This window comes from Nonlabens sp. SY33080, from assembly GCF_011784885.1.
In the GTDB taxonomy this organism is placed as follows: domain Bacteria; phylum Bacteroidota; class Bacteroidia; order Flavobacteriales; family Flavobacteriaceae; genus Nonlabens; species Nonlabens tegetincola.
Genome location: NZ_CP050461.1, coordinates 1107317 through 1124367, shown reverse-complemented (window position 1 = coordinate 1124367; position 17051 = coordinate 1107317). Strand labels below are relative to the sequence as shown.

General features: G+C 34.4%; 16 protein-coding genes and 1 tRNA gene. 15 read left to right on the top strand and 2 right to left on the bottom strand.

Annotated elements, in window-relative coordinates:
• Positions 1-6 precede the first annotated feature (6 nt).
• The 8 genes from gldN to HCN53_RS05130 all read left to right on the top strand — a co-directional run bounded on the left by gldN (position 7) and on the right by HCN53_RS05130 (position 10768).
• Entirely contained in the window at positions 7-936 is a 930-nt protein-coding gene (gene gldN / locus HCN53_RS05165) for a gliding motility protein GldN (protein WP_042277985.1), read from the top strand.
• A gap of 79 nt (positions 937-1015) precedes the next feature.
• Positions 1016-2047 carry an NAD(P)/FAD-dependent oxidoreductase gene (locus HCN53_RS05160; RefSeq protein WP_167342243.1) on the top strand — a complete coding sequence of 344 codons (1032 nt, stop codon included), beginning with the start codon at positions 1016-1018 and terminating at the stop codon, positions 2045-2047.
• Between the two features lie 101 nt (positions 2048-2148).
• On the top strand, positions 2149-4101 hold the full coding sequence (locus HCN53_RS05155) for an ABC-F family ATP-binding cassette domain-containing protein (protein ID WP_167342242.1): 1953 nt from the start codon (positions 2149-2151) through the stop codon (positions 4099-4101).
• Positions 4102-4174: 73 nt separating this feature from the next.
• Positions 4175-5284 carry an efflux RND transporter periplasmic adaptor subunit gene (locus HCN53_RS05150; RefSeq protein ID WP_105019321.1) on the top strand — a complete coding sequence of 370 codons (1110 nt, stop codon included), beginning with the start codon at positions 4175-4177 and terminating at the stop codon, positions 5282-5284.
• Positions 5285-5290: 6 nt separating this feature from the next.
• A complete protein-coding gene (locus tag HCN53_RS05145) occupies positions 5291-8506 on the top strand; it encodes an efflux RND transporter permease subunit (RefSeq protein WP_167342241.1) in 3216 nt (1071 codons plus the stop codon).
• Complete coding sequence (locus tag HCN53_RS05140) at positions 8496-9860, top strand: TolC family protein (protein WP_167342240.1); 1365 nt, start codon at positions 8496-8498, stop codon at positions 9858-9860. Before HCN53_RS05145 ends, HCN53_RS05140 begins: the two co-directional genes overlap by 11 nt.
• Complete coding sequence (locus HCN53_RS05135) at positions 9857-10036, top strand: CPXCG motif-containing cysteine-rich protein (RefSeq protein WP_167342239.1); 180 nt, start codon at positions 9857-9859, stop codon at positions 10034-10036. The genes HCN53_RS05140 and HCN53_RS05135 overlap by 4 nt, the downstream gene beginning before the upstream one ends.
• Positions 10037-10054: 18 nt before the next feature.
• Positions 10055-10768, top strand: coding sequence for a pirin family protein (locus HCN53_RS05130; protein WP_167342238.1), 714 nt, complete (start codon positions 10055-10057; stop codon positions 10766-10768).
• Between the two features lie 59 nt (positions 10769-10827).
• Here the strand turns inward: HCN53_RS05130 and HCN53_RS05125 are convergent, their stop codons facing one another.
• Complete coding sequence (locus HCN53_RS05125; RefSeq protein ID WP_167342237.1) at positions 10828-11292, bottom strand: ferritin-like domain-containing protein; 465 nt, start codon at positions 11290-11292, stop codon at positions 10828-10830.
• Positions 11293-11503: 211 nt separating this feature from the next.
• On the opposite strand from HCN53_RS05125, the gene HCN53_RS05120 reads away from it, so the two are divergent.
• The 7 genes from HCN53_RS05120 to HCN53_RS05090 all read left to right on the top strand — a co-directional run bounded on the left by HCN53_RS05120 (position 11504) and on the right by HCN53_RS05090 (position 16303).
• Positions 11504-11576: transfer RNA gene (locus HCN53_RS05120), tRNA-Met, on the top strand.
• Positions 11577-11715: 139 nt separating this feature from the next.
• The gene (locus HCN53_RS05115) at positions 11716-12306 is read left to right on the top strand and encodes a hypothetical protein (protein WP_167342236.1); all 591 of its coding nucleotides are present in this window, start codon (positions 11716-11718) and stop codon (positions 12304-12306) included.
• A gap of 10 nt (positions 12307-12316) precedes the next feature.
• Positions 12317-13006, top strand: a complete 690-nt coding sequence (locus HCN53_RS05110) for a hypothetical protein (RefSeq protein WP_167342235.1) — start codon at positions 12317-12319, stop codon at positions 13004-13006.
• Positions 13007-13203: 197 nt separating this feature from the next.
• Positions 13204-13710, top strand: a complete 507-nt coding sequence (locus HCN53_RS05105) for a hypothetical protein (RefSeq protein WP_167342234.1) — start codon at positions 13204-13206, stop codon at positions 13708-13710.
• A 569-nt stretch (positions 13711-14279) separates the two neighbouring features.
• A complete protein-coding gene (locus tag HCN53_RS05100) occupies positions 14280-14465 on the top strand; it encodes a hypothetical protein (protein WP_167342233.1) in 186 nt (61 codons plus the stop codon).
• A 298-nt stretch (positions 14466-14763) separates the two neighbouring features.
• On the top strand, positions 14764-15804 hold the full coding sequence (locus HCN53_RS05095; protein ID WP_167342232.1) for an RHS repeat-associated core domain-containing protein: 1041 nt from the start codon (positions 14764-14766) through the stop codon (positions 15802-15804).
• Positions 15805-15850: 46 nt separating this feature from the next.
• Positions 15851-16303, top strand: a complete 453-nt coding sequence (locus HCN53_RS05090; RefSeq protein WP_167342231.1) for a hypothetical protein — start codon at positions 15851-15853, stop codon at positions 16301-16303.
• Positions 16304-16574: 271 nt separating this feature from the next.
• Here the strand turns inward: HCN53_RS05090 and HCN53_RS05085 are convergent, their stop codons facing one another.
• Positions 16575-16970: a hypothetical protein gene (locus HCN53_RS05085; protein WP_042280425.1), complete on the bottom strand. Its 396-nt coding sequence runs from the start codon at positions 16968-16970 to the stop codon at positions 16575-16577.
• Between the last annotated feature and the right edge of the window lie 81 nt (positions 16971-17051).

Here is a 17051-nt window from a genome sequence, read left to right as displayed (position 1 = left end):
TCAATAATGAAGAAGATAATCGTTTTAATAGCTGCTGTAGCCTTTACAGGAACTGCTGTTGCTCAAAACAATATTCTCAATGCCAAAAGTCCAGAGGAATTTGGGAAATTGACGGAAGAACAGGTTGAAAATAATAACGATACACCGTTACCTTATGGATATGTGGAACAACGTGATGTGTTATGGCAAAGAACTGTATGGGAAACCATAGATCTTGATGAGCGTATTAATTTTCCTCTTTATTATCCTGTAGACACTATTAGAGTAGGTAAAGACCGTCGTTCTTTATTCCATGTATTAACTGATGCTGCTATAAAAGGAGATCTACCTTTATATGCTGATTCTTATTTCAATGAGAAGAGAGAATATGCTGATATAGAAAACTCATTGAGCAGTCAAACAATTTCTGAAGCTGGTATCAATATCCTTAATGATGAAGGTATTATTCTTGAAGAAGGAGTAAGACCTCTAGATGTAGATACTACTTACAACATCCCTGGTTTTGATCAGTATGTTAATGTAGTAACTGTAGGTGCAGACAATGTTAAAGAATACAGAATACGTGGTGTATGGTATTTCGATGCTCGTCAATCTGAATTACGTTATCGTTTAATCGGTATATGTCCTGTTACTCCAGATGCTAACTTTATGGACTCTGATGAAGGTGTTGAATTATTTTGGGTTTACTATCCAGATGCTCGTCAACTACTTCATGAGGCTAAGGCATTTAATACACTTAACAGTGCACGTCCTATCTCATTTGATCATATTTTAAATTCACGCAGATTTAATGCGTTAATCTATAAAATGGACAATGTTCAAGGTGATCGTGAAATCGAACGTTACATTGCAGATAACTCGTTAATGCAGTTATTAGAATCTAGAAGATTAAACGAAATAATTAGAAATTTCGAATTAGATATGTGGAATTACTAAAACCACATAATTAAAATTATAAAACCTCGCTGTAAAGCGAGGTTTTTTTTTGACGTAAATTTGTTGTTCATCTTTTTATATGAAAGACACTTTAATTATTGGTGGTGGAATCTCAGGTTGCACTCTTGCCTGGCAATGGTACTTTAATGATAAATCATTCACCTTAGTTACGGATCAAAAAAAAGGATCTAGTGCAGTTGCAGCTGGCGTCTATAATCCAACTATTTTAAAAAGGTTTACTAGTGTATGGAAAGCTCAGGAACAGCTTGAGTATATGTTGCCTTTTTACCAAAAAATAGAAAAGGAATTAGACTGTAAATTACTTCATCCCTATAAAATCTTAAGAAGATTACATGACAATAATGAACAGAAAACTTGGGTTGCAAAATCTGAAAAACCCGAATTAAAACCTTTTATGAAAAGTTCCATTTCTACTTTAAATATTGATGGAATTACTGCACCTTTTGGTTTTGGAGAGGTTACTCAAACGGGTTGGTTAGACACACTAACCTTCATGTCAAAATCCTATGAATTCTTTAAAAATTTAGATAGTTTTTATGCAGGTAATGACAACGGTCTTTCTGTTGATAATCAATCTGTGATTTTTAATACAGAAGTCTTTGATCATGTAGTTTATGCAGAAGGTTATGCCATAAAGGATAATGCAAAATTTAATAATTTACCCTTGCAAGGTAATAAAGGAGAAATCATGCTTATAAAAGCACCAGATTTAAAGCTTAATGCTATTATCAAGGCCGGTGTTTTTATTATGCCTTACAAGGACGATATGTTTTGGGTAGGAGCCACGTACAATAGGCATGATCTGTCTGATAATATTTCACACGCAGGCGCGCAATTTCTTTCCTCTCGTTTGGAAAAAATTCTCAGGGTACCTTATGAGATTGTCGAATATAAATGGGGCATTAGACCAACCACGGTTGATAGGAGACCTTTTTTAGGAGCGCATCCTAATCTTAAAAATCATTATGTTTTTAATGGAATGGGTAGTAGGGCAGTGTTGATTGCTCCTTGGGCTAGTGAACAACTCCATAATTGTATTTTCAAAAACACATCATTACATCCAGAAATGGATATTCAAAGATTTAGGTAAATAATTGTTTATTTTCCATTTAAATAAATATGTAGCTTTTAACTGCCAAAGTTTTAAGGTTTACTAGTAGTTACGCATCTTTGCATCCATAGAATACTTTCATGTTAAACATTCATAATTTACACGTTTCATTTGGTGGTGAGACACTTTTTCAAGAGATCACCTTTCGTTTAAATGCTGGTCAACGAGTTGGACTTATTGGTAAAAATGGTGCTGGTAAATCTACCTTACTCAAAGTAGTTGCTGGTGACCTAGAGTACGATGAAGGTCAGGTAGCTATGGAAAAAGGTACCAGTATAGGTTTCTTAAAACAGGATATTGATTTCGTACAGGGAAGAACAGTTCTTGAAGAGGCTTATACCGCTTTCGCGAAAGCGATACAAATCGAAGCTCAGTTGGAAAACATCAATGAGCAACTTGCCACACGCACCGATTATGAAAGTGAAGGTTACAATCAACTCATGATCGATTTGAGTGATTTAACTCATGAGTATGAAATTATTGGCGGATATCATTATAAGGGAGAAACTGAAAAGATTTTAAAAGGACTAGGTTTTCAACCAGAACAATTTAATAAACTAACTGATGAACTTTCAGGTGGCTGGCGCATGCGTATTGAGCTGGCAAAATTATTATTAGAAAATCATGATATCCTGCTTCTGGATGAACCTACCAACCACCTAGATATCGAATCTATACTTTGGTTAGAGCAATTTTTGCAAAATTATCCAGGAGCTGTAATGATTGTAAGTCACGACAAGATGTTTTTGGACAATGTTACCAACCGTACTATAGAAATCAGTCTAGGTCGTATTTATGATTATCCAAAGCCTTATACCAAATTTCTAGAACTACGTGCCGAAATTAGAGAACAACAAGAGGCTACATTCAAAAACCAACAAAAGGAAATTGAACGTACTGAAAAGCTGATTGAAAAATTTAGAGCCAAAGCAAGCAAAGCGACCATGGCACAGTCACTTATAAAAAAGTTGGACCGCATGGATGTGGTCGAGATTGAGCAAGAGGATAATGCAGCTATGAATATCCGTTTTGCGGCATCAGTTCAACCTGGTAAAGTAGTTCTGGAGCTAGAAGATGTTTCAAAAAACTATGGTGCCAAAACGGTATTGAGGAATGTAAACTTACTACTTGAAAGAGGTAAACGAGTAGCGTTTGTAGGGCAAAACGGAATGGGAAAATCTACACTTGCAAAAATTATTGTAGGTGATATTAATGATGCTCAAGGGAATGTGAATTTAGGACACAACGTTCAGTTGGGTTATTTTGCACAAAATCAGGCAGAATATCTAGACGGTGAAAAAACCATTTTAGATACCATGCTAGATGCTGCAGACGATACTAATCGTGTCAAAGTAAGAGACATGTTAGGAAGTTTCCTTTTTAGAGGAGATGAAGTGGAAAAAAAGGTCAAGGTATTAAGTGGTGGAGAACGCAATAGGCTGGCACTTTGTAAATTATTGCTACAGCCATTTAACGTTCTGATTATGGATGAGCCTACAAACCACCTAGATATACAGTCAAAAAATGTATTGAAAAAAGCCCTACTTAACTACGATGGTACATTAATAGTCGTTTCTCACGATAGAGAATTTTTACAAGGGCTTACTGAATTGGTGTATGAGTTTAGAGATCACAAACTTCAGGTGCATTTAGGCGATATTGATTATTATCTAGAACAACGCAAGGCCATGGATATGCGAGAGATTGAAAAAGTCTCAAAGGATAGTAAGAACGATAAAGAGGTAAGTGGTACGCTTTCGCGAAAGCAAGAAGAATCACAACCTGAAAAAAAATTAAGTTACGAGGATCAAAAAAAACTGAAATCGCTCAACAATCGTTTATCAAAAGCAGAATCAAACATAAACCGATTAGAAAAGGAGATTAAAGAGATTGATCTAGAATTACAAGTGAATTATGATCAAACCGTTGCCGACCCTAAATTCTTTGATTCCTACCAAGCTCTTAAAACAGAATTAAAAGACTGGAATCAAAAATGGGAATCCCTATACGAGGAAATTGAATCCTTTTCCTAGTCTTTAAGTTTTCCTTAACCGCAGCAGTATGATATTATTGTAGTTTTGGCACTACTTTAATATTTGTATATACATGCGAACTGCTTTACGTATTGTTCTAGGCTTGCTTATTATTCTTGGTGCAGCCTATGGTGCTTATTCTATTTTTAATAGCAAAAAGAAACCAAAACCTAAGATCAAGAAAGAGGTTAAGATTGTTCAAGTTGATACCGTAAAAAATACTACTGTACCTATTATTATTCCTGCACAAGGTAACTTACAAGCAAAGGATAGAATTGAATTATATGCCGAAGTTTCTGGTGTGTTTAAACCTGTAAATAAGCTCTTTAGAACAGGACAGGAGTATAAAGCTGGAGAGACTATTATACTTATAGACAATACCGAATTTTACGCTCAGGTTCAAAGCTTGCGCAGTAGTTTGAATAATCAAATTACAGCGCTCATGCCAGATTTACGACTTGATTATCCCGAGTCGTTCCAGCAGTGGCAGGATTACCTTAATAACTGGAACATTAATGCAGCCACAGCAGCATTACCAGAGCCAAAATCGGATAAGGAAAAATATTACATAACTGGTCGTAATATTTATACAACCTATTACAATATTAAAAATTTAGAGCAACGATTAGGTAAATACCGCATAAGAGCTCCTTTTACAGGAACTTTGACCGAGGCTAATGTTACCGAAGGTACACTAGTGCGCAATGGTCAACTATTAGGTGAATTTATTAAATCGGGAACCTATGAACTACCGGTAGCGGTAAGTAGTGAATTTGCTGACTTGCTAAAAGTTGGGGAAAAGGTAGTTCTTGAAAATGTTACAAGGACTAAAACCTATACAGGTACTATTACTAGAATAAATGCTAAAATCGATCAAGCTAGTCAAACTATTGACGCTATAATTGAAGTAAGTGATGCAGATTTAAAAGAAGGAATGTTTGTTCAAGCTCAATTAGAAGCCGAGAAAATTGATCAAGCAATTGAAATTAGTAGGTCTCTATTACAAAATGATAAGGCGTTGTTTACTGTTCAAGATAGTGTGCTTAAACTTATGGAAGTGAATCCTGTCTATTTTAGTGATAAAACAGCGGTAATAAAGGACGTTCCTGATAATACTGTTATCATTTCAAAGTCTTTACCTGGTGCTTATGAAGGCATGCTTGTAAAACCAGAAGAGGAGTAAGGAGACATGAAAAAAATCATCAGTTATTTTATAGAACATCACATCGCAGTTAATGTGATGATCTTTGCATTTTTAGTGTTTGGTATCATCGGTGCTTTATCTCTTAACTCTTCCTTTTTTCCACTAGTAGACTCAAAAATTATTACCATTAATGTGGTCTACCCAGGAGCTTCTCCTCAAGAAATAGAAGAAGGAGTAGTTTTAAAAATTGAAGACAATTTAAAAGGGATTGAAGGTGTAGATAGGGTTACTAGTGCATCACGAGAGAATGCAGGAACTATTACGGTAGAAATAATAAAAGGTTACGATATCGACTTTATGCTGCTCGAGGTTAAAAATGCAGTTGATAGAGTCCCATCATTTCCCACAGGAATGGAGCCGCTAGTAGTAGCCAAACAAGAAAATGCTCGACCTACTATATCTTTTGCTGTAAGCGGTAAGAATATACCTTTAAAAACGCTTAAAACAATAGCTCGTGATATTGAAAATGATCTTAGAGGAATAGACGGTATTTCTCAAGTTAATATTGCAGGTTATCCAGCCGAGGAAATTGAAATTGCTGTTAATGAAAATACTCTGTTGGCTTATAATTTAAGCTTTCAAGAGGTTGCAGATGCTGTTGCTAGTAGTAATTTACTGGTTACCGGTGGAAATATTAAAACCGATGTTGAGGAGTATCTAATTAGGGCAAATAGCCGCAACTATTACGGGACTGAGCTTAACTTTATTCCTGTACGTACCAATATTGATGGTACTACTTTAAGATTAAGCGATGTAGCTACTGTGCGAGACCGTTTCTCTGAAACACCAAATGCATCCTACTTTAATAATGAACTTGCAGTAAATGTAACCATTACCAGTACTAATTCTGAAGATTTAATTGATAGTGCCGATAAGGTTAAGGAGTACATTGAAGGATTCAATCAACGTTCTTCAAATGTACAGTTAAACGTAGTGAGTGATCAATCAATTACCTTAAATCAAAGAACAGCATTACTGGCAGAAAATGCTGTCGTAGGGATGATTTTAGTCTTAATATTTCTATCGGTTTTTTTAAATGTAAGATTGGCTTTTTGGGTAGCTTTTGGACTACCAGTAGCTTTTTTAGGAATGTTCATGTTTGCAGGGCAGTTTGATGTCACCATTAATGTGCTTTCCTTGTTTGGGATGATAATCGTGATAGGTATATTGGTGGACGATGGAATTGTGATTGCCGAAAATATCTATCAGCATTACGAGAATGGTAAAAGTGCCATAAAAGCTGCCGTTGATGGAACACTAGAAGTGATTCCACCTATTTTGAGTGCGATTACAACAACGATACTAGCCTTTTCTTCCTTTTTATTTTTAGATAGTAGAATAGGTGAATTTTTTAGTGAGGTTTCCGTTATTGTTATGTTGACATTACTGGTGTCTCTAGTTGAGGCATTGATCATTTTACCAGCTCACCTGGCACATTCCAAAGCGCTGGCAGATAAACCTAAGGAACCTAAAAGTAAACTAGGACAATTCTTCAAAAAAATGAGAGGAATTAACGACTACGGTGATAGGTCCATGGCGTGGATGCGAGATAAACTTTACGCGCCTGCTTTACGATTTACCCTACGCAATAAGTTTTTGACTTTTAGTTTTTTCTTAGCGGCTATTTTACTCACTTTAGGAAGTATAGGTGGTGGAGTTATTGGAGTGACTTTATTTCCTAGAATTGCCAGCGACAGAGTAAGTGTAGAACTGGAAATGCCTAATGGAACAGCCACTGCAATTACAGATTCTATTATTTCACATATAGAACAAAAAGCGCAAATTGTAAATCAAGAATTAACCGAGGAATACCTAACCGATGATGTTTATGGTGATAGCATTATGTTATTTGAAAACATCATAAAAACACAAACCTCATCTTCTTCTGCTGGATTAACGATAAACCTATTGCCTGGTGAAACTAGACCAGAATCTCTCAACTCAAATATTGTTTCTAACCGATTAAGGGAACTAGTAGGAGATGTTCCAGGTGCTGAAAGACTGGTCTTTGGATCAGGTGGTAACTTTGGCGGTAGTCCTGTTTCAGTTTCTTTATTGAGTAATGATATTCAGGAATTGAAATCTGCGACTGAGGAATTAAAGGAAATTTTAATAAGCAATCCGTTGCTCAAGGATGTTACCGATAACGATCCTGCTGGAATAAAAGAAATACGACTTAACTTAAAACAAAATGCTTATGCGCTAGGCCTTAATACACGAAGTATTATGACTCAAGTAAGAGCTGCTTTTTTCGGTCGCGAGGCGCAACGATTCCAACGAGGTCAAGACGAGATTAAAGTATGGGTGCGCTACGATCGTGAAAACCGAAGCAGTATTACTGACCTAGATGAATTGAGAATAGTAACGCCAGCTGGAGATCGTGTGCCTCTTAGAGATATTGCAGAATACACAATTGAACGTGGCGATGTTGTCATTAATCACCTTGACGGTCGTAGGGAGATCCAAGTTTCTGCTGATTTAAAGGATCCTAATCAAAGCGCCACAGATATCCTAACAGACATTCAAGAAAACATTATTCCAGAATTACAGACCAAGTACCCGACCATATCACCTAACTATTTAAATGGACAGGCACGCGAGGCACAGAAGATTAGTTCCAGTGCTGGCGCTGTAATGCCTATAATTTTATTATTAATTTATATAGTAATCGCATTTACCTTTAGAAGTTGGACACAACCTATCATGCTATTATTACTTATTCCTTTTAGTCTAGTGGCAGTAGGTTGGGGACACTGGATTCATGGTTTTCCTGTGAATATTTTATCGATGCTAGGTATTATCGCATTAATAGGTATTATGGTAAACGACGGTCTTGTGCTCATCGGTAAGTTCAATAATTACATTAAGGAAGGACTAGATTTTGATGATGCCCTTTATGAGGCTGGAAAATCACGTTTTAGAGCCATATTTTTAACCTCTATAACTACCATTGCTGGTCTTGCACCCTTACTGTTAGAAACTAGCCGACAGGCGCAATTTCTTAAACCTATGGCGATTTCAATATCTTACGGGATAGCTTTGGCCACGATTTTAACCTTATTATTGTTACCGTTATTTTTAAGTTTCGGAAATCGTAGTAAGCTCGCTATGCGCTGGCTTATAAAAGGTGAATCCTTAGCTCCTAAGGAAGTGACACCGGTAAAAAAAGAACAAGATAGCACAGTGGATTATGAAGAATAAAAGTAGGTTCATTTTAATAGCTTTTTGTTTCTACGCTTTCGCGAAAGCGTACTCACAACAGTCACCAGCAAGCTTGTTAACCAAGCAAGAGGCAATCGCACAAATGCTAGAAAATAATTACGGAGTTAGAATTGCTGAAAATCAAAAACTCATTGCTGAAAATAATAAAGGGATTCTGAATTCTGGATACCTGCCTACCGTTAATGGAACAGCAGGCGCCAATTATGAACAAACGGATACCGAAGTAGACTTTGGCGGTGCCTTAAATCAAGATGGATCGGTAAGGGATAATGTAAACATTCAGGATGCTGAAACGAGACGCTACAATGCTGCTATCAATGTCAATTACACATTGTTTGATGGTTTAGGTAGGTTGTATAACTACAAGCGTTTAAAAGAATTATATAACTTATCTGAATTACAAGCTAGACAAACCATAGAAACAAATGCCTTGCAATTGATGTCTGTCTATCTAGAGGTAGCACGTATTAGAGAAAACGTACAAGTTCTAGAACAGGCACTGGATATATCCTTAAAGCGAGAGCAAAGAGCGCAGTACCAGTTTGATTATGGACAAGTAAACAAACTTGAGGTTCTTAATGCTAGAGTAGATATTAATACCGACAGCATTAACTTGCTAAATGCTCAACAACAATTACGTAATGCAAAACGAGATTTAAACTTGATCATGCAACGTGATATAGAAACGTCGTTTGCAGTAGATACCACCGTAACATTACTCAATGAGCTCGAGATTGTATCGTTTATTGAAGAGGCTAGTGAGAACAACGTACGTTTATTACAAGCCGATCGCAACGTGATTGTAAGTGAATACGATATTAAAACAGCAAGGTCGCTTATGTTACCTCGAATAGGTCTAACAGGTTCTTACGGATGGAATCAAACTGACAACCCGGCTAGTGCATTTTTCCCAAGCACTACAAATTTGAGTACTTCATTGCAGTTGGGTGCAAATCTTACATGGGATATTTTTGACGGTGGTACATCAATCACTAATTATCGAAATGCGCAAATTCGATTCAAGAATGAAGAATTGCTTAAAAAACAAATAGGCGACGAGGTAAAGAGAGATATCGCAAATGCTCGCGGAAATTACAACAACGCTTTACGAATTTATCAAATGCAGGAGCAAAACTTGATTACTAATCAAAACAACTTCACGAGAACTGAAGAGCGTTATAAATTAGGTCAAGTATCGTCGGTGGAATTTAGACAGGCCCAGGTAAACTTGTTAAACGCTCAAACAACAAAAAATCTTGCTAAGTACGATGCCAAACTTGCCGAGTTACAATTACTACAACTCACAGGACAATTATTAAATGTGGAGTTATGATAGAGCATTTTTTTATGTGTCCGCATTGTTGGCAAGAAATTTCGATGTTACTAGATCCAGCCTATTCACAAACTTATGTGGAAGACTGTGAAGTGTGCTGCAATCCTATTGAGATTAAGGTGGTGTTTGATAACGGTAGTTTAGAAAGTTTTAACGCTACAGAATTAGGTCAATGATTAACTTGTAATAAAAAAATGAAAACAGTTATACATAGAGCGGAAACTAGAGGAGCTGCTAACTTTGGTTGGTTAGATGCCAGACACACTTTTAGTTTTGGTAGGTATTATAATCCGGATAGAATGAGCTTTGGCGTTTTACGGGTTTTAAACGACGATAGAATTGCAGGTGGAGCAGGATTTCCTACTCATCCACATGATAACATGGAAATTGTTACCATTCCTTTGGAAGGTGCTCTAGAACATAAGGATAGTATGGGAAATACCGCTGTCATAGAAAAGGGCAAGGTACAAGTAATGAGCGCGGGAACAGGTGTGCAGCACAGCGAGTATAATAAAAATGAAAATGAGGAACTCAAGCTATTGCAAATATGGATGATTCCCAATAAACAGAATGTAACGCCTAGGTATGATGAAGTCGCGATAAGTGAAATCGCTGTTGAGAACGAACTCTACCAAATTCTATCACCTAATCCAGATGATGATGGTGTTTGGGTACATCAAAACAGTTGGTGGCATATGATTCAAACCACAAAGGACAGCCATCTTACTTATAAATTTAAAGATGAAACAAACGGTCTGTATATTTTTTTAATTAAAGGATCTATAACTATAGATGGCGAACAATTATCTACAAGGGATGGTATCGGTATATTCCAGACTTCATCTTTTGATTTTAATATTACCCAGGATAGTGAGGCTTTATTTATGGAAGTTCCGTTGAAGTTTTAAAATAGTAAATAAAAAAAGGCTGCCCATAGTGGCAGCCTTTTTATTTATATCATTGCGTATTACCTGTCTAAATCATCGGCGATGTCTTCCAATCGTTTCACTGTGTTTACGGTAGATTGAACTTCATCCTTCTGAGCTTGTAAGATACTCACTATGGTAGGAGGCAATTCACTCTTATGTTCGAGCACATTTTCATATTCTTCGATGGTTGCTTTTTCACCTCTTAAACATTCCTCTAGTATAGTTTCTTCTTTGTTAGAAGAAAGAGCTGCTTTCAAATTAGTCCAGCTGCGATGCATATCACCAGTAAAGGATCCTGATAGATGAGCCTCACCGTTTACATTATTCATTTCGTTAATTAAAGCACCTGCATATTCAGTTCTTCGTTGTGCTTGAGAAATAAACCATTTTTTTAATTGGACATTATCTACAACTTCGGCAGCATTTTCATAACCATGTTGCGCGTCGTAACTTTTTTCAATTAGATTGTTCAGATAATTTTCTGTTTTTACTGTATTGCTCATAATTTTTTATTTTGAATTTACATAGAATAATAGAGCATGTTCTTAAAATTCAATCAATTGAAAATCTTTTAACAACTGTTATGTTTTATTATGAAAGATTCTCTCCAAAATATTTGGTTAGAAGTGAAAAAGGGTTGTATATTTGCCATCCCAAATGAAACAAACTTTGTTTCTGAGTTATGACAGAGTGTTTAACTTAGTTTGTTGATATCGCGAGGTAGAGCAGTAGGTAGCTCGTCGGGCTCATAACCCGAAGGTCGCTGGTTCGAGTCCAGTCCTCGCTACTATTTAAAGCTCCTGAGAAATCAGGAGCTTTTTTCGTTTTAGGTGGTAGTCCGACTTAAAGTTCATTAGATGTCGGTAAATGGACATTGATGTTCTGATGTTTCGGTTAAAAAAATAGAAACCATCAAGTACAACCATTTGAACTTACCAGTATCAATACACTTTTTGGATGATAAACAAATTAAGTATATTTATGATGCTACGGGAACAAAGCTTCAAAAACAAATCTACGTGAACAACACCTTAACCAGCACAAAATCCTACGCAGGTGCTTTTATATATGAAAAGAGTTCCTCAGGTGGTAGTGAGCAGTTACATTTCTTCTCTCATGCAGAAGGGTATGTTGAAAAAGTAGATCAAGTTTATTACAAGTATTTCTATCAATATAAAGACCATCTTGGTAACGTGAGACTCAACTATGCTAAAGGTCCTGACGGTTTAATGATTAAAGAAGAGAATAACTATTATCCCTTCGGAGTGAAGCATAAAGGGTATAATACTGTGATTGTAGGTCGTGATCATAACTACGGTTACGGAAACAAAGAACAACAAGACGAACTTGGGCTGGATGGTTTTAGAGCTGTAGGAAATCCTCCATTAGTAATTAAAAGTGCTAATTATACTTCAGGGCTGAAAGGGACATATAAACCAGGTTACATTGGTTTTATCGGCGCTTTAACTGCGATGAGTGCTGCGGCAACTATTCGTATTCCTATACCTGCATTTTAAAGAATATTACATGACAAAAAAACAAATAATCACAATTTTAGTTTGTGGAATTCTTCTAGTAATAGCTGGGTATAGAATTTTTAGCGCTTTGGATTTGGTTAATGACAACAAGAATGTAGATCAGCCAGAAATTAACAAATCTTTTTTTTACAAAGATTCAGGAAATATAAAACATGTTAGATCACAAAGAAACAGAAATAGCTCTATTTACAGTATTTATAATATCAATAATTTTGATTATGGCTTAATAATATCATCATATGATATTGACTCAGATGTTATGCTTGATAGTATTATATCAAGAGTAAATAAAGACCCCTATGATCGATTTAATTATGGTCAAGGAAGTATTTTTAAATCTGATTTTTTTTATAATTATCATCCAGATACTTTTATTAATAAGATTGAGATTAGAAGTGTTAATTTTGAAAAAGCTGAAATCGAATACAAAAAACCTTATGTTTTTAACCTAAAGACACCTGTTTTAGACGAGATAGGCTTGTCTTTAAATAATGATAAAAAATCCTTTGTACTAGTAGAAAATAAATCATTTTCTAAAACCTACTCTTTAGAAATATCTATTATTAAAAAAGGTAATAAGGTATATCTCTTCATACTAAAAGCAATTAATAAAAACATAGAAGCAAGAGGTCAAATCAATTTATCACAGATTATAAATATAGAAAGTATAGTCAAATAATGTTTCTCCGCTAGCGCCGAGTTCTACTCGGTGAAACACGCAAAGAGGAAAAGGAAGGAAAGGTTATGTTAAAGGACGGACAGGTATCGTAAATATTAAGTACTAAATATAAACATAATGTAACTAGCTATGTCCTTTATGGTAGTGTCAGATATTATTATAACAAGCAAGGTGAAATCGTAAAAACTAAATAAAAGATGAGAATTTTAAAAGTGATATTTCTTTACATACTATTTATTTTATTGAGTTGCTGTAATGCGATTGATATTGATTCAAAAGAAAATATTTATGAAATTATAATAACCCATTTTGAGAACGATCCAAGTGTTAGTAAAGAATTGGAAGATAATTATGTTTTTGAAATAAGCAAGATTAGTAAAAGGAATAAACAATCTTATATTTTTATGACTTGGGACAATAAAGAAGTTGTGCTCCCAGATTCGTTATTCAATTACAATTATATTTCAAGAAATAACAGGTTATTTTATTGGCACGATTCTACTTTAAATAAAAATAGACATTCTTTCTATGATTTATTGCTCAAAAAGGGGAAAAAGTTAGATTCATGTATGTGGTACTCTAAAATCACTAAAGAGGAATGTAATGATTATGAAATTATAGTAAACCCTCCAACTTTTATTGGAGCTTATGATATTTTATCTAGAGGACAAAAATTAATAGCTAAGAAAAAGATATTTCGTTAGATAGGGTAGGTAATGTCGGTAGTGTCTCAAATTAGGACATACATAATTAAATAAAGGAGTTTAAATTATTGAAAGACAGTAATTAGTAAGTGTACTAGTTGGTACTAATCTTTACTAAAACGATAAAAATGTTCCAAAGTTGGAACAGTATTAAAATATAGTGGTTTAGGTTAAGGCGTAATTATAATGGCTGTCCGAATCTTCTGGATAGTAATAAAAATCCAACTTTTTACCCGACACCGTTTTTCTCAAAATTATTAAGTTTTTAAAAAATGAAAAGTATATATACAAACATAGTACTCTTACTTTTACTAATATCTGCTAGCTGTTCATCAAGTAAGAGCCTTCTATTTAATTCAAAAACTTTAAATTTTGAAAACTGTCTTTCAAAAGAAAAAAATTATAAGTATATTGAATTAAACCTATCTAAAGGTTTTATCAAAAAAAAAGTAGAAAACCATGGGTTTTGCGAGTATAGATTTGAATACCAAAATAAATCAACAATTTATGTTTCAACTGATATTTATAGTGGATCGAGGTTAAACTCTGATAATCTTTATTCAATTGGTGTGAATACATATGCAATTTCAAGAAGTATTACCCTAGTGGATACTATAAAAAACTCTGGAAAAGATAGAAATAACCTGTATTGGTTAGAGTATGTATTGGGAGATGTGGTTATAGGTTACGTCAATGTACCAGAAGAGCAAAAAGAACAATTTGAAAAAGCAATAGCCTCGCTAGACAGAAAATAGTAAATGTATTAAGCCACTGCTTTTTTTCATATAAACACATATTGAGATCAGATAATCAAAATCTCACACTTCGGAGTGGTTTTTTGTGCATATGTCTTTTTCGTTTTAGGTGCTAGTCCGACTTAAAGTTCATTCGATGTCGGTAAATGGACATTGATGTTCTGATGTTTCGGTTAAAAAAATAGAAACCATCAAGTATAATCATTTGAACTTACTAGTATCAATACATTTTTTGGAAGATAAGTAAATTAAGTATATTTATAATGCTACGATAACAAAGCTTCAAAAACAAATCTACGTGAACAACACCTTAACCAGCACAACATCCTACGCAGGTGCTTTTATATATGAAAAGAGTTCCTCAGGTGGTAGTGAGCAGTTACATTTCTTCTCTCATGCAGAAGGGTATGTTGAAAAAGTAGATCAAGTTTATTACAAGTATGTCTATCAATATAAGGGTCACCTTGATAACATTAGACTATCCTATCAGGACATGAACAACAATGGTAATGTAGATAGCTCAGAGATCAAGGAAGAGAATAATTATTATCCTTTTGGACTTGAACATAAAGGGTACAACAATGTCGTTCAGAACAGCAATAGTACGGCTTCCAAATTTAAGTTCCAAGGTGTTGAGCACGAAGAAGCTTTAGGTTTGGATTTATATGAAATGGACTGGAAGTCGTATGATCCTGCCCTCGGGAGGTTCATAACCATAGACCCTATGGCGGAAGAAAGGAACTGGCTAACGCCTTATAACTTCGTACAGAACAATCCAATATTGAGAGTTGACCCAAGTGGTTTATTAGATGATGATGGCGAAGTTGATGATATAGTAGAAGAAGGAATAGCCAATGGTTTTATTCATACGAAACGTAATTATAAGAAAAGAAATAATGTTTTTAACGTGAATGGTACAGATGAACCTTCACTTAAAGAGTTTGATCATTTTCAAGAGGTAATGTCAAGAATAATAGGAGTTGAAAGTTCAAGTTTTGGTTTAGGTAAAGAAATAATTAATGAAGATAATGAAGTTATAGGGCAAGATATACAAGCTGTTATTTTGAATAAATATGAAGGGAATACCGACATTGAAGCTAAAACTACTGTTAAAACTATATTTGACACATATAGCTTTCCAAAAAACGGAGTGCTTTTAACACACAATTATTTGACTGCAACCCATACTCACAGATATACTCCTCGAGACAATAGACCAGGAGCAAATGATGTTTGGGATCCTTCAGATATAGATAGATCAACGTCTAGAAAACAAACAGGTTTAATTCAATACATAATATCAGGTGGACGCAAACAAAAATTTACAATCAGTAATTAAAGTAGTATTAGTAATTTTAATATTTTCAAGTTGCTCTTCTTACAAAATGGATTCAAAGAATCTATTTAGAAATGCAGCTAAAGTTTTTGTTGAACAAGATTTATTTAAAGGTCAATATAATGTCTATGAAATTTCAAAGTTCAATAAAAACGGTACTACTTATGTTAAGTTTTTACCAGAATTAGACAATATTTCAATATTTCAACATCAGCAAAAAGTTAGGATGATAGATATTCCGACAGACTATGTAGAAACTGAAAACAAGTTGTTTTTGATTTATTCAAAAGCTGATCATTACAATAAAAATGTACTTGATAAAATACATGAATACAAATACTTGGATTCTACTTTAATAAAAGCAAAACTTGAAAATAGAACTGTAAGTGATGAAGATTGGCCAGAATTAACTCTTAATCATTCAATCAAGGCGATTTATTACAAGGTTATAAAAGTTGGAAAAAAAGTCTCCTTTAAAATAGTGGATAATATCCCTAATTAGAATTTAATAATAGCAATAATTGATTGAAAAACAGTAATTAGTAAAGACACTAGTTACTGTTTTTTTATGCAATCGATTTAAGTTTTACCTTATTGATAAGCGCATCGAGAGTAAAAAGAACCTGCTTATTATTGTCATCATTCATTTATAAAATCCTAAGTAGACTTGTTAAGTGTATTCCGCTTAGCTACACATTTATCTTACCATCTTCACTATAAAAAAAGCTCCTGATTTCTCAGGAGCTTTCATTATGATAAAATGAATGCCTTAATTATTTCAGCTTTTTAATACTATATTCTTTAACTAGGTTTTCTGCCCATAAAATACCGTCCAAAAGGGAATCCAGTACGATAAATTCTTTTTTGAAAAAACTACTCTCAAATTCAGCATTTCTTTTGTTAATACCTGTTTGAGTGATAATTCCAACACCTATTAAATTTTCTATCATCGCAGACTCTAAATAAGTGGTAGGCATTACATTGTAGTCAAACGTTCTATTTGATAAATAAACCACAGGTCTATTTTCATAGTGTTCTTGTATGACTTCATCCAGATCTTTATTTTTATCTGGAGAAATTATGGTCCCTTCCTTTACTTGAGAAATAATGTAATTCTCAAAACAGTAAAGTTCTGCATATCCTAAATCCTTGTAGATTATTTCTTTCATTCTGTCCAATAAAATAATGCCTAAAAAGCAACTTGATTAATCAAAGATTTTTTTTGGTAGGTTAAAAAATAAACAAATGTT